Raw genomic sequence first — 12,757 nt, 5'->3', positions numbered from 1 at the left:
GGCTCCCGACACTGACATGGCTGGCCAATTTCTGCCGTTTACCCACTGGCAACGATTTGTTCAGGGCCTTACGGTTTTTGCCCTGGGGCTCGGTGTTATGGTTGTTGGCGCCTGGTGGGTGCTGCCATTATACTATGTGGGCCTGGCCATTCTGTTCGGCGGCTTTGGCTGGGCCATGTCAGGTTATTTAGGGTTACTCTGGCAACGTCTGACCAAGTCGATTAATCCGCGCTCGAAATAAGTTTGCCGCGCCCTTGCTGCCAGTACAACACGCCCCCGAGCGTGACCCCGCGAGCCAGTAAGAACGCCAGTAGCGCCCACCATAAAGCCGGATTACCCTGTGCCTGCGTGACATACCATACCGGAAAAAACACCAGGGCCGCACTCACGATCATCGTGTTACGCATTGCCCGCCCCTGGGTTAGCCCCACAAATACACCGTCATACAAAAAACACCAGTGCGCTACTAAAGGCAGGGCCGTCATCATTGGCAGGTACTCATACGCCGCCACCTGTAACGGTCGTATGTCGGTGAGCAAATTCACGATTGCTTCGCCAAAGCAGTAAAACACGACACTGTAAATGACGGCAAATACTGCCGACCACCCTAACCCGCGGCGCGTTTGAATTAACACACCGCGGCGGCTTTTGGCACCGGCGGCCTCGCCCACCGTAGCCTCAACAGCATAAGCAATGCCATCCAGGCCAAGGGCAATGAGCACAAAAAATTGCATTAAAATAGCGTTCACTGCCGTGGCCGTCTGACCATAACGCGCGCCCTGAATTGTTAAAAACGCCAGGCACAACTGTAAGGCCAGATTACGTACCAGCATGTCGCCATTGAGCTTCATGAGAAATTTGCGCGCGGTCTTGTCGAACCACTCTAATTGCGGGGAATGCCAATCAATCTGCCGCAGCGCCACCACAAGGGCCATCAACATCATGCTGTATTCAGCCACGACACTGGCAAACGCAACGCCGCTGACTCCCCAGTCTAACCACCAAACCAGCAGAATATCTAATCCGGCGTTGAGCAGATTACCGATAACCTGCACCACCAGTACCGCGGTGGTTTTTTGCTGCCCCACCAGCCAGCCAATCAAGGCCATATTTAACAGTGCCGCCGGCGCGCCCCACACCCGCGTATTAAAGTACTCGCGGCTGAAAAGTGCCACATCCGTTGCCGGTGACGCCAACCAGAGCCCGGCAGTTAAGATCCCCGACTGGCACAATAAGATAATAAGCCCAAGCAGCAGAGCAATCGCCGACGTTTGGTAAAACGACTTGGCAATGGCTGCGCTGTGTTGCTCTCCCCTGGCCTGGGCACTCATCCCGGTGGCAGACATACGCAAAAAACCACACACCCAGTAGATTTGGGTCAGCATCAACGCACCAATCGAGGCTCCCGCCAATTGCGCCGACGAATCCATATGCCCCATAACAGCCGTATCTACCAGACCAAGTAATGGCGTAGTGATGTTCGCCAAAATCATTGGAATGGCAAGCCTGATTAACTGCAGGTGGGCGGCGGTGCCTTGAAGCTGATAAGATAGAGTTGTCACTAACTGTTCAATAACTAAGGAGAATGTTGTATGCAGTTTACCACGACACAATGGGGTAATGCGCTGTTGCTGTGCCTGTTGTCACTGTTTAGCGCTGCCAGCTGCGCGCAAACTGCGCCGCATTCAAGTGGTGTGATACTGCTGTATCACCATGTCTCTGCCGACACGCCGCGCAGTACTTCCATAACGCCTGACCAGTTTGAGCAACACCTTAACTACATTGCTGAGCATTATTCAGTGGTTGCCTTAAAGGATCTGGTTGCGGCAGCCCGCGGGCATGGCAGTGTGCCCGACAATGCACTGGCCATTACCTTTGATGATGGCTACGAAAACATACTGCAAAATGGTCATCCTCTGCTTAAAAAGCACGGTTTTCCCTATACTGTTTTTATTAATCCGGCGGTGATTGGTAAGCAAAGTGATCAGTTGAGCTGGGCGCAAATCGCCACTATGCAACAACAGGGAGCCACCTTCGCCAACCACACCATGGATCACCTGCATTTGCTGGAAAAACAGGCCGGCGAGACTGACCAGGCATGGCTGGCCCGGGTGTGGCAAAATATCAGCAGCGCCGAAAATATGATTACCGAACACACCGGCCAAAGCCTTAAGTACCTCGCCTATCCTTTTGGCGAGTATAATCAAACCTTAGCCAGCAAGTTAACCGATAACGGCTATGTGGCTTTCGGACAGCATTCTGGTGCGGTGGGTACGTTTACCGATATGGGCGCCATTCCGCGCTTTCCCGCCGCGGGCCCCTACGCGAACCTGGACACCCTGAAAACCAAAATGGCCAGCCTGGCGATGCCGGTTATCGACACGTCGCTGCAAAACCCACAAGTATCGCAGCGTCAACTCAACGATCCCATCAGCATTACGCTGAACGAAGACGCGGCAGCGAAAATAAGACTTGCGCAAGTGGCTTGCTATTTTCAGGGGCAGAGACTGCCGGTAGAGGTGGCTGACAACCACTTTGAGTTTACCCTTTCATCGACCCTGCCCGTGGGCCGTTCCCGGGTAAATTGTACGGCGCCATCAAATCAGTTGAGCGGGCGCTTTTACTGGTATTCGATGCCCTTCTTTGTCGCGACTGACGAGGGGAAATATCCGGACTAACTGCGCTTAGCGTTCACCGGCGTTGCCCGTTCCAATTTGCAGCGCTTTGATCATCTGCACAAACTGGTCATTGCTGCGGTGAACGCCGAAACCGAGTTTCTTATAAAAAGCGATAGCGCCGTGGTTGTCCACGCTACAGTTGAGCACCAGGGCGTTTTTTTGCATTCCTTGCCCTTTTATTTCCATAAAATTAATCAGCGCCGCACCAATACCCTTGCGCCGTGCCTTTTCAGAGACGGCCAGGTGTCCTATGCCTAATTCGGTAAATAATGGGGATTCAAGCAGTGCCAGGTAGCGTTGCGAGCGCATGACAATCTCTAAAGCGTTATCAATACCATAGTGATCGACAATCGATGCTAACGTTAGGCGATCAAAGTCTTCGGGCAGCTGATTATGCCAGCAGCTAACAAGCCCGGTAATCTCGCCGTCGGTCTCAGCGACCCAGTGATTTTGGTAGCCGTACTGGCCGCCGCCTTTATCCCAGGCAGACAGCAAGTAGTCAAAAGCGGTATCAGGATGGCCCATACCAAATACTTCGGTTAGTAAATACTTGCCAGCACTAAACAGAAGATCAACAGCTACACTACCATCATTTTTTTCGGCATTTCGAATAATACTACTGCATGGCATTTAGTGGTTCTTGATAACATCAGGCATGTCGGTAAGGATTTGAACACTGTCACTTACTGCGACTTCGCCAGGATTAAACTCCGGTTTAAACCTTCCAATAGCAAAACCATCCGGATCGATCACTACAACAGACGCACTATGATCAACAAGGTAGTTAGGATTATCCGTACTCTCTGCTATCGCGTACATCAAACCCAACGAACGTGTTAACGGAAAAAGTTGTTTATGTTCACCCGTTAGCGCCACAAATTCTGCGTTAAAATACTCCACATAAGAAGCAAGACGCTCTGGAGTATCACGGTTCGGATCAACGGATACAAACACTACCTGAATAGGTTCAGTTGTGGAAATACTTTTTAGATCTGGATAAATCTTGCTTAATGCCGCCATTGTAGTAGGGCATACATCAGGGCAAAACGTGTAGCCTAAAAACAGCAGGCTCCAGTGACCGTTAAACACTTCCTGATTGGTAACAGTCTGGCCGTTTTGATTTACCAGCTCGACAGCGGTTAATTGTCGGGGTTGAGGAAAGGGCTGAAAATACTCGGGCGCGCTATTATTTTGCGATTGTGCAACAAACCAGGCAATAATAACGCCGGTAGCGAGTGCTACCGTCCCTACCAGCGCTAACAGTGTTTTTTGCTTCATAAGACTAACGGAACATAATGATCAACCAGTAACACTACAAACAATACCATGAGATGCACGATGGAGTATTTGAAGGTGGTCATAGCAGTCGTGTCATTCGCCGCATATTTTAACTTTATGGCGTAATACAAGAATACGGCATTGAGCAGGCTGGAGCCAATAAGGTAAATAAGTTGCGCCTCGCCAATTAAGTATGGCAACAAACAAACCAGACACAGCAGTATGGTATAAAGCAGCACGCAGGTTTTGGTAAAGGCAATACCATGGGTGACCGGCAACATGGGCACCTTCGCTTTAGCGTAGTCTTTTTCCCGATGGATAGCCAACGCCCAAAAATGCGGCGGCGTCCAGGTAAATACGATCAGTACTAACAGTAGCGCATGAGCATGGATCTCGCCGGTGACCGCGGTCCAGCCGAGCAGTGGCGGCGCTGCACCGGCAAGCCCTCCAATTACTATATTCTGCGGCGTCGCGCGTTTTAAAAACATGGTGTATACCACCGCATAGCCCACCAGGCTCGCCAGCGTCAGTAACGCCGTGATACGGTTAACCCACACTTCCAGCATGACATAACCCACCACCGCCAGCACAAAGGAAAATACCAGTGCCTGCGGTATGGTGACTTTACCTTTGACTACCGGGCGATTAAACGTACGCGCCATCTGGCTGTCAATTTTATGGTCAACAATATGGTTTAGCACAGCCGCGGCACTGGCCAGTAAGCCTATGCCCAGCAGCCCGGCAATCAGCTTACTGGCGGGCACCCACCCCGGTGTAGCCAGACACATACCCACCAGGGCAGTCAGCAGCAATAACATGACCACACGAGGCTTGGTCATTTCGTAATAATAACGCCAGTTTTGACGCCAGCCAGTGTGAGTTGCCACAGGGGCTGGCTTACTGGTATGAAGGACTTCGGACTTTGCCATAACAGCCTCCTAGACTTTACGATAAAGAGTATAAGTGATGAGGACCAGCACCAGTAGCAAACAGGCTGCTACCGCGTTATGTAAAACAGCTACCGTTAGTGGCAAACTGAACACAACGTTACTGACTCCCAAACCTACCTGCACACAAAGCACACCGCCCAACACCAGGGCAGCACTGCGCAGATAAACAGATAATGAACGGCGATACAGGCACACGGCCAGCCATCCCAGATAAATAAATGTCACCACCGCGCCCAGGCGATGCATAATATGCATGGTTGTGCGTTCACCATAGTCGTGAGCGCCGTATTCGTAGTTATCCGCTGGCGGCACACTAAAGGCACCGGGAATATCTATCCGACTGGCCCAGTCACCCTCGCAAAGCGGAAACTCTGTACACGCCAGGGCTGCATAGTTAGCTGAGGTCCAGCCTCCCAGCGCGATTTGCCCCACCAGCACAGCAATGCCACAGACGGCAAACACGGCATATTTTTTAATGCGCATATCAACATAGCCAATCCGGTAAGAGGACAACCGTAAATACAGTAAAAACAAACATGTCAGTACGCTGAAACCGCCCAACAGATGACCCATCACTACCACCGGCAGTAAATTCATGGTAACGGTCCACATGCCAAGCAACGCCTGAAATACCACCAGCGCTAACAAAAACAACGGCAATTTGACCGGCTGTTGCGGCGAACGTTTTAGCAACGACCACACTGCGATCACCAGAATGCACAAGCCCAGTGTTCCGGCAAAATAGCGATGAACCATTTCGTTCCAGGCCTTGTGGGTTTCTACCGGACGCTCGGGGTACGCCGCATTCGCCGCTTCAATATGACTTTCGCTTTGCGGTACGGTTAAATGTCCATAGCAACCTGGCCAGTCCGGGCAGCCTAACCCGGCATCGGTTAGCCGGGTGTAAGCGCCCAGTATAATGACTACCAGGGCCAATATGATGCTGAATCCTACTAACTTACGCATGGTTATGCCCTACCCAATACGTGATAATTTGAGCAATTTACGCAAGTCAGAAAGAATGTCCCGACTGGCCATGACCGCATCCTGACGTAGCGCAAAGACCGGATAACGCAGCATGGCATTACCCTGCGTATCAACCAGGAAAATATGTTGGTTGACCTGGCTGCCAGCCAGAGCCGCACTTTGTTGCTCGCTGAGGCTGATAGCATTGACGTGTTCAAACTCATGCAGAATCTGACGCGCGCGGGCATCGCTGTCGGCGCTTATAAATACGGCAGGCTGGGCGCGGTCGGTCTCTTTGCCCAGTGCCATCCATACTTGCTGAATGGCGTAAATTGCGTTTTCACATTCGGTATTGCATTGGGCCGGCATGACATACATGACCCGCCATTTAGGCGATTGACCTGCGAGTAATGGCGTAATGGTTTCAACTGGCTGTAGCAGCTCGCCTTTATTAGTAGCGCCCTGTTCAAACCAATTCTGCTCAAGTGCTAACTTTGCCAGCACTACCGGTATAATAAACGCCGCAAATAAAATCAGTAACGAGCGCTTTGGCTTAGAGTGAGTGTCGATGACGGTAGCCATATTATTGAGATCTCCTGAACCACACAGATAAGAAAATGACGATAGCAGCGATAGCCAGACCGAACCATTGCACGGCATAGCCCAGATGTTTTTCAGGTGACATCACCACCGGCTGCCAGTGAGTTGTAAATTCGCTGAGCGCTGGCTCAGAACGAAGGCGTTCCACCACCATATCGGGCAGTGCGGATTGCCAGCGAGTGTTAAGTTCGGCAATGTCGAGCTGCTGAATAACCACCGGAAATGAATTAAACCGGGTTTGAGTTTCGCTTATGAACAGATTACTGCCTGGCTGCGACAGTACGCCCTCAATGGTAATTTCGCCCTGGGGCACCGCCAAAACCGGCAGTTCGTTACGTGAACGGGGCACAGCAACCCAACCCAGGTTAACCAGTATTTCCCGCCCGCGGGTTAGCACCGGCACAATAACGTCGTAGCCAGGACGGCCCTTAATAATTTGGTTATCGAGTAACAGCACCCGACTGTGTCGGACAATGCCAGTAAAGCGTACCGGCACATCGCGCACATCCTGCCACTGCCCGGTAGCGCTAAATGGATGAATTGGCGTTTCGGCATTCTTATGCGCTATGCTGTCAAGACGATGTTGTTTTTGCGCCATCCGATCTAGCTGCCAAACCCCAAGCGATACCATCGCCATAACAGCCAGCAAGGTGATGCATCCAGCCAGTATCGGCCACCGTCTGGTGGTAAGGCCCGGTTTGATATAACCGGCATTCATGGAGCACTGAGGAGTTTTACCCATGGTTATTAAAGTGATTATCGTAGGGTTGTTGATTTTTATGATCGTAAACCTGTTTTTGGCGATGAAAGTCATGTTGGGCAAGCAGTCCGGTAAGGCACCAATGAGTAAATATATTGGCCGCAGGGTGATGACCTCGGCACTGATTGTCGTGATCATTCTGATAGCCATGGCTACCGGAATCATCACGCCCAATCCCAGCCCGTACTAGAGGGGTTATAGACTCCCCCTACAATATGTAGACAAATACAAACAACATTACCCACACCACATCAACAAAGTGCCAGTACCAGCTGCCGGCCTGGAAGGCAAAGTGACTTTCCGGGCTGAAGTGACCTTTTAACACGCGCAGAAACAGCACCATTAAAATAATAGTGCCCAGGGTCACGTGCATGCCGTGAAAGCCCGTAAGCAGGAAGAACGTGTTGCCGTAAATGCCCGATTGCAGCGTCAGTCCCAGATCGCGATAAGCATGAATATATTCCTCTACCTGTAAAAACAGAAAGAGACAGCCAAGCAAAATCGTAATCCCCAGCATAGCCGTCAGTTGCTTACGTTTGTTTTGCTCAAGGCCAACGTGGGCAAAATGCAGCGTGACCGACGAAACCAGCAGAATAACCGTATTAATGGCGGGCAACCCCATCCAGCCCATGGATGTGGTGGTGACGCCTCCGGGCGTTTCTACCAATGGCCATATGGCCTGAAACCCCGGCCACAAGACTTCGTTGGTCATGGCATTATTCGACGAACCGCCGAGCCACGGAATAGCAATCATGCGGGCGTAAAACAGGGCGCCAAAAAACGCCGCAAAAAACATCACTTCAGAAAAGATAAACCAACTCATCCCCTGGCGGTACGACTGACCAAGCTGGTCGCTGTACAAACCACTCATGGACTCGTTAATCTGATCCTTAAACCAGCCAAATAGCATTACCAGCAATAACACCACACCAACGGTGAGTATATTGCCGCCATAGCCGGCTTCACCGCGGGTACTTTCTATAACAAAGTTGCCAGCACCCACTGCAATTAAAAATAACGCAATCGCGCCCACGATGGGCCAGTAACTTTGCGCCGGTACATAATATTTTTGATACTCTTGTTGCATTACATGCTCCTTAGACTCAGTTTTGTGCAAACGTAGTCAGGAAGGGGTTATTATTAGTTTGGTTGTCATCCGCGCCTTTACTGGTGACGTCGAACAACGTGTATTGCACGGTAAAATACGTTATGTCTTCAGGCAGTTGTGGATCCACATAAAAGCGCATCGGCATCAGTGATTCACCACCTGCCACCAACGGTTGGCTGTTAAAGCAAAAACACTCGGTTTTATTTAAATACAATGCCGCCTGACCCGGCGACACCGACGGTATAGCCTGGGCTACCATGTCTCGGGAGGCCGGATTGCGTACGTAAAATTCCACCATATTAAGCTCGCCGGGGTGCACTTTTACGCGTTGAGTCTGGGCGCGAAATTCCCAGGGCATCCCCGTATGGGTGCGCGTAATAAACTCCACCGTTATGGTGCGCGACTCATCCACTTCGGCGGCATTAAATACCGCGGCCGTGGTGTTGGTTTTGCCGTTGATACCAGTGATATCGCAGAACACGTCATACAGGGGTACCAGAGCAAAACCAAACGCAAACATGCCGACTACTATAGCGACAAGTTTGGTGACCAGTGCGGAATTTGAGCCAGCCATAATTACTTCACAACCGGTGGTGTTTCAAACGTATGATAAGGCGCAGGCGAGGGAATTTCCCACTCCAGACCTTCGGCGCCTTCCCACACCTGATCAGACACCGGCTCACCCTGTTTACGACACGCTTTGATCATAACAACCAGGAATATCAGTTGTGATAAGCCAAACGCAAAGCCACCCAGGCTGATCCATTTGTTAAAGTCGGCAAACTGCAAAGCGTAATCGGGGATACGCCGCGGCATACCGGCCAGACCAACAAAGTGCATGGGGAAAAACAGCACGTTAACGGAGATCAGCGAGCACCAGAAATGCCATTTGGCCAGCGTCACATCAAACATGCGCCCGGTCCATTTGGGAATCCAGTAATACACCGCCGCCATAATCGAGAAGATAGCCCCCGTCACCAGCACATAGTGGAAATGTGCCACCACAAAGTAGGTGTCGTGATACTGGAAATCCACCGGAGTAATTGCCAGCATCAGGCCGGACAGCCCGCCAATGGTAAACAGCACAATAAAGGCCAGCGCAAATAGCATGGGGACTTCGAAGGTCATAGACCCCCGCCACATGGTGGCGACCCAGTTAAATACCTTCACACCGGTTGGTACCGATATGAGCATGGTGGCAAACATAAAGAACATCTCAGCCGCCACCGGCATACCGGTAGTAAACATGTGGTGGGCCCACACAATAAAGCTCAGCAACGCAATGGAGGCGGTGGCGTACACCATCGAGGCATAGCCAAACAACGGTTTGCGGGCAAAGGTCGGCACAATCTGCGAGATGATCCCAAAGGCCGGTAAAATCATGATGTACACTTCGGGATGGCCAAAGAACCAGAAAATATGCTGGAACATAACCGGATCGCCACCACCGGCGGCATCAAAGAAGCTGGTGCCAAAGAACTTGTCGGTCAGTACCATGGTCACTGCCCCGGCCAGCACCGGCATCACCGCGATAAGCAGGAAGGCGGTAATCAACCAGGTCCACACAAACAGCGGCATTTTCATCCAGGTCATGCCCGGCGCGCGCATATTCACAATGGTCACGATGACGTTAATTGCCCCCATAATGGATGAAATCCCCATTATGTGTACTGAGAATACAAACAAGGCCGTACTGTCACCACTGTAGGTGGTTGACAATGGCGCATAGAAGGTCCAGCCAAATGCCGGGCCGCCGCCTTCAACAAACAGCGATGCCAGCAAAATAGTGAAAGCAAATGGCAAAATCCAAAAGCTCCAGTTATTCATGCGCGGTAGTGCCATATCCGGCGCACCAATCATCATTGGCACCAGCCAGTTGGCGAGCCCGGTAAAGGCCGGCATCACCGCGCCAAAGACCATAATCAAACCGTGCACAGTGGTCATCTGGTTAAAAAAGTTCGGCTCCACAATCTGTAAGCCTGGTTGGAACAACTCAGCGCGAATAACCATTGCCATGGCACCACCAACCAAAAACATAATAAAAGCAAACCACAGATACAGGGTGCCTATGTCTTTATGGTTGGTGGTTAAAATCCAGCGCATAATGCCGCTGGGCGCATGATGATCATGATGGTCGTCATGTGCATCATGAGGATCTGCCGCTCCGTCTGCGGAGCCGATAATATCAGTTGCTTTACTCATGTTGTTACTCCCCGCTCGCAACAGCGTTAACGTCAGCGGCCTGCACCAAATCACCGGTGTTATTACCCCAGGCGTTACGTTCATAGGTGATTACAGCCGCCAGCTCTTTAAGGCTAAGCATTTTGCCAAACCCCTGCATGGCAGTGCCGGTTTTACCGTTAAGTACAATATCGATATGAGCAAGTTGATCCTGCGTGGCTATCGCGCTGCCTTTCAGGGCCGGGAATACCCCGGGCAAACCTTCACCATTAGGCATATGACATGCGGCACAGGCGGCGTTATACACCCGCTCGCCCTCACTCATGAGTTCGTCCATGGACATGCTCATGGCCATTAAGCGCTGCTCTTCTTCGCGGGCTTTCTGCTGCATGGCCTCTTGCTCGCTGACCCAGGCTTCATAAGCCTTGGGCTCTTTGGCAATCACCACAACCGGCATAAAGCCGTGATCCTTACCACACAGCTCTGCACACTGTCCGCGATAAATGCCCGGCTCATCAACACGGGTCCAGGCCTCGTTAATAAAGCCGGGGTTGGCATCTTTTTTCACCGCAAAATCAGGCACCCACCAGGAATGAATAACATCATCTGAGGTAATCAAAAAGCGCACTTTTTTATCGGTAGGAATGACCAGCGGACGGTCCACCTCAAGCAGGTAATTTTCGCCTTTTTCATAGCGATTGTTGATTTGCTCGCGCTGAGTTGCCAGTAAGGAGTAATACTCTACGTCGCGGTCCATATACTTATAGTGCCACTTCCACTGCGAGCCGGTAACCAGTACGGTCAGGTCAGGTTCGGAGGCATCCTCCATCGCGATCAGCGTTTTCGCTGCAGGCACCGCCATAAAAATCAGGATCAGGAAAGGCGCCACTGTCCAGGCGATTTCTACTTTAACGCTTTCATGAAAATTAGCGGGTTTTGCACCGCGGGATTTACGATGCAGATACATAGAAATAAACATGATGCCAAACACTATTACTGCTATTCCCACACAAATGGAGAACATCAGCATGTGCAAATCATAAACTTGCCCACTTATTTCCGTTGCACCCCGGCGCAGGTTTAGTGATGACACCTCACCGCTCGCGGCAGCCATCGCTGCCGTGCCGGTTAAAAGCAGGATCAGTGTTGTCCAGGCTTTCAGTATGCGTATCTCGAGTCGTTTCACTCGACACCTCCGTTAGACCTGAATTTACCCACAGCTTGCAACAATGCGAGTAAAAACCAAACTGGTCTGTATTGGTTGTTATTTGAACTGCCTTTTTAATGTTTTGTGCTTACTTTGTTATTTTATTGTTAAGCACTGTATAAGAATTACTCATTGTAGCCGTAACGTCCAGTTATTTTTCGCTAAAATTAAGATTACTGGCTATTTTTTGTTCAGGGAGGACTTTTTCGGCAGGTCAGGTTAGTAAGCTTTTACTAACTTAAATTTGCCGCGCAGGCGTCGAGTATTGCGCAGGAAAGGGGAGTTTGGTGCAGATAACACCCTCAAAGACAAAAAAACCGGCCAATGCCGGTTTCAAATAAAACGAAAAGTGAGCTTATCGGGACAGGCTGATTACATCCAATCCCCATTACGAATAACGCCTACCGCAATGCCCTCTATATTGAATGGCTGATTAGCGAGGTCGACTTTTATCGGCGCAAATTCGTCATTTTCTGCATGCAGAAGTACCTCACGACCACGCTTCTCGATGCGCTTTACGGTGACATCTTCATCGACCCGGGCAACCACCACCTGGCCATTGTGCACATCAACAGTGCGATGTACCGCCAGCAGGTCGCCGTCGAGAATACCAATGTCTTTCATACTCATACCATTCACGCGCAGCAGAAAATCGGCTTTAGGATGGAACAGGTCCGGATCAACCTTATAATGCATTTCCACATGTTCCTGGGCCAGAATAGGCTCTCCCGCCGCAACCCGGCCAATCAGTGGCAGGCCTTCTTCTTCGATCTGTTCGTCAAGGGGAATATTGAGTTTTATACCCCGTGATGTCCCCGGTAGTATTTCAATCACGCCTTTTTTCGCCAGCGCTTTTAAATGTTCTTCCGCAGCATTCGCAGAGCGAAAGCCTAACTCACGGGCAATTTCGGCCCGGGTGGGCGGCATGCCGGTATCCAGCATGGTAGATTTTATTAGTTCAAGTACTTCTTGTTGCCGGGGGGTTAGTGGACGCATAAACAGCCTGTTATTCCATACAGTTGTTAGCAG

Annotated in this window: 15 protein-coding genes; 3 read left to right on the top strand and 12 right to left on the bottom strand. The window is 50.8% G+C overall.

What is annotated here, in order from left to right; translation table 11 throughout:
* Nucleotides 1-16: 16 nt before the first annotated feature.
* Nucleotides 17-241, top strand: coding sequence for a hypothetical protein (locus tag OIK42_RS00910; protein WP_273637675.1), 225 nt, complete (start codon nucleotides 17-19; stop codon nucleotides 239-241).
* On the opposite strand, the gene OIK42_RS00905 is transcribed toward OIK42_RS00910, so the two are convergent.
* Nucleotides 222-1,493 (bottom strand): MATE family efflux transporter, encoded by a 1,272-nt coding sequence (locus OIK42_RS00905; protein WP_273641352.1) that lies wholly within the window; start codon nucleotides 1,491-1,493, stop codon nucleotides 222-224. The two genes, OIK42_RS00910 and OIK42_RS00905, sit on opposite strands and share 20 nt — an antisense overlap.
* Nucleotides 1,494-1,592: 99 nt before the next feature.
* Between OIK42_RS00905 and OIK42_RS00900 the strand changes: the two genes are divergently transcribed.
* Complete coding sequence (locus OIK42_RS00900; protein ID WP_273637674.1) at nucleotides 1,593-2,678, top strand: polysaccharide deacetylase family protein; 1,086 nt, start codon at nucleotides 1,593-1,595, stop codon at nucleotides 2,676-2,678.
* Nucleotides 2,679-2,684: 6 nt separating this feature from the next.
* Here the strand turns inward: OIK42_RS00900 and OIK42_RS00895 are convergent, their stop codons facing one another.
* From OIK42_RS00895 to OIK42_RS00870, 6 genes are read right to left on the bottom strand one after another with little or no spacing between them, the layout of a single operon-like run.
* A complete protein-coding gene (locus OIK42_RS00895) occupies nucleotides 2,685-3,308 on the bottom strand; it encodes a GNAT family N-acetyltransferase (protein ID WP_273637673.1) in 624 nt (207 codons plus the stop codon).
* On the bottom strand, nucleotides 3,309-3,956 hold the full coding sequence (locus tag OIK42_RS00890) for an SCO family protein (RefSeq protein WP_273637672.1): 648 nt from the start codon (nucleotides 3,954-3,956) through the stop codon (nucleotides 3,309-3,311).
* Complete coding sequence (gene cyoE, locus OIK42_RS00885; protein WP_273637671.1) at nucleotides 3,953-4,885, bottom strand: heme o synthase; 933 nt, start codon at nucleotides 4,883-4,885, stop codon at nucleotides 3,953-3,955. Before cyoE ends, OIK42_RS00890 begins: the two co-directional genes overlap by 4 nt.
* Nucleotides 4,886-4,894: 9 nt before the next feature.
* The gene (locus OIK42_RS00880; RefSeq protein ID WP_273637670.1) at nucleotides 4,895-5,872 is read right to left on the bottom strand and encodes a COX15/CtaA family protein; all 978 of its coding nucleotides are present in this window, start codon (nucleotides 5,870-5,872) and stop codon (nucleotides 4,895-4,897) included.
* A 9-nt stretch (nucleotides 5,873-5,881) separates the two neighbouring features.
* Complete coding sequence (locus OIK42_RS00875) at nucleotides 5,882-6,454, bottom strand: redox-active disulfide-containing membrane protein (RefSeq protein WP_273637669.1); 573 nt, start codon at nucleotides 6,452-6,454, stop codon at nucleotides 5,882-5,884.
* A 1-nt stretch (nucleotide 6,455) separates the two neighbouring features.
* A complete protein-coding gene (locus tag OIK42_RS00870) occupies nucleotides 6,456-7,214 on the bottom strand; it encodes an SURF1 family protein (RefSeq protein ID WP_273637668.1) in 759 nt (252 codons plus the stop codon).
* On the opposite strand from OIK42_RS00870, the gene OIK42_RS00865 reads away from it, so the two are divergent.
* A complete protein-coding gene (locus OIK42_RS00865; RefSeq protein ID WP_273637667.1) occupies nucleotides 7,213-7,422 on the top strand; it encodes a DUF2909 domain-containing protein in 210 nt (69 codons plus the stop codon). The genes OIK42_RS00870 and OIK42_RS00865 overlap by 2 nt on opposite strands.
* An 18-nt stretch (nucleotides 7,423-7,440) precedes the next feature.
* On the opposite strand, the gene OIK42_RS00860 is transcribed toward OIK42_RS00865, so the two are convergent.
* The 5 genes from OIK42_RS00860 to lexA form a co-directional block, all read right to left on the bottom strand.
* Nucleotides 7,441-8,319, bottom strand: coding sequence for a cytochrome c oxidase subunit 3 (locus OIK42_RS00860; RefSeq protein ID WP_273637666.1), 879 nt, complete (start codon nucleotides 8,317-8,319; stop codon nucleotides 7,441-7,443).
* Nucleotides 8,320-8,335: 16 nt separating this feature from the next.
* Nucleotides 8,336-8,914, bottom strand: a complete 579-nt coding sequence (locus tag OIK42_RS00855; protein WP_273637665.1) for a cytochrome c oxidase assembly protein — start codon at nucleotides 8,912-8,914, stop codon at nucleotides 8,336-8,338.
* 2 nt (nucleotides 8,915-8,916) lie between these two features.
* Nucleotides 8,917-10,542 (bottom strand): cytochrome c oxidase subunit I, encoded by a 1,626-nt coding sequence (gene ctaD, locus OIK42_RS00850; RefSeq protein ID WP_273637664.1) that lies wholly within the window; start codon nucleotides 10,540-10,542, stop codon nucleotides 8,917-8,919.
* A 4-nt stretch (nucleotides 10,543-10,546) separates the two neighbouring features.
* Nucleotides 10,547-11,635 (bottom strand): cytochrome c oxidase subunit II, encoded by a 1,089-nt coding sequence (gene coxB, locus OIK42_RS00845; protein WP_273641350.1) that lies wholly within the window; start codon nucleotides 11,633-11,635, stop codon nucleotides 10,547-10,549.
* Nucleotides 11,636-12,100: 465 nt separating this feature from the next.
* Nucleotides 12,101-12,724, bottom strand: coding sequence for a transcriptional repressor LexA (gene lexA, locus OIK42_RS00840; protein WP_273637663.1), 624 nt, complete (start codon nucleotides 12,722-12,724; stop codon nucleotides 12,101-12,103).
* Between the last annotated feature and the right edge of the window lie 33 nt (nucleotides 12,725-12,757).

Origin of the sequence: Alteromonas gilva, assembly GCF_028595265.1 — a bacterium.
Lineage (GTDB): Bacteria > Pseudomonadota > Gammaproteobacteria > Enterobacterales > Alteromonadaceae > Alteromonas > Alteromonas gilva.
Note: the sequence above shows the minus strand (reverse complement) of the source record. Positions and strands in the feature narration are given on the sequence as shown.